This is a genomic window from Streptomyces sp. PTL18 (genome assembly GCF_059510295.1).
Window position 1 is genome coordinate 1 of the sequence record NZ_JCAJZO010000111.1, and the last position, 967, is coordinate 967.

At 67.5% G+C, this 967-nt stretch carries 1 protein-coding gene; it reads left to right on the top strand.

Annotated elements, in window-relative coordinates; translation table 11 throughout:
* Positions 1 to 36 precede the first annotated feature (36 nt).
* Positions 37 to 918, top strand: a complete 882-nt coding sequence (locus tag AC5WS8_RS39195) for an IS3 family transposase (RefSeq protein ID WP_496108244.1) — start codon at positions 37 to 39, stop codon at positions 916 to 918.
* Positions 919 to 967: the final 49 nt, after the last annotated feature.

The following is a 967-nucleotide window of genomic DNA, read 5'->3' on the forward strand; positions in this document are numbered from 1 at the left end:
GACGGCCTTCTTCGTGAAGGAGAGCGACCGGTGACCATGTTGTACCGGTTGATCCATGCGGAGAAGGCGAACTACCCGATCGTGCTGTTGTGCCGGGTGCTGCGCGTGGCTCGCTCCTCCTACTACGCCTGGTGCGAGGGCGAGGCCGCCCGCCAGGCCCGCCGGGCGGCCGACGACGCGCTCGCCCACGAGGTCACCGTGCTCCACATCGCCTCCCGTCGCACCTACGGCGTCCCGCGCATCCACGCCGAGCTGCGACGTCTGGGGCACCGGGTGAACCGCAAGCGCATCGCCCGCGTCATGCGCGAGCGCGACATCCGCGGCGTCACCCGCCGCAAGCACCGCTCGCTGACCCGGCCGGACGTGAAGGCGAAGCCGGCCCCGGACCTGATCGGCCGCGACTTCCACGCCGAGCGTCCCGGGATCAAGCTGGTCGGCGACATCACCTATCTCCCGACGGCTGAGGGCTGGCTCTACCTCGCCTGCTGGCTGGACCTGGCCACCCGCGAGGTCGTCGGCTATGCCATGGCCGATCACCATCGCGCCGAGCTCGTCGTCGACGCCCTCGACATGGCCTACGGCCGAGGCGGTCTGGAGCCCAGATGCGTGATCCACAGCGATCGCGGCAGCGAGTACACATCGGCGCAATTCAGGGATCGGATAAAGGAGTTGGTGCTGCGACAGAGCTGCGGACGCACCGGATCATGTTTCGACAACGCCGCGGCGGAGAGCTTCTGGGCCCTGCTCAAGGAAGAGATCGGAACCCGGACCTGGCCCGACCGGGCCACCGCCCGCGCCGAGGTCTTCACCTTCATCGAGACCTTCTACAACCGCCGCCGCCTACGCAAGCACAAGATCTTCGGCTACCTCACCCCGGCCGAGACCAGGCAGCGGCATCAACACACCCTCGCGGCATAACGAACGAGTGTCCAAGATCACGGGGAAACTTCAGTGCGTACACAGTGCC

Excerpts from the sequence above, each read along its gene's own strand:
- AC5WS8_RS39195 (WP_496108244.1), top strand. The coding sequence starts at position 37 with ATGTTGTACCGGTTGATCCATGCGGAGAAGGCGAACTACCCGATCGTG.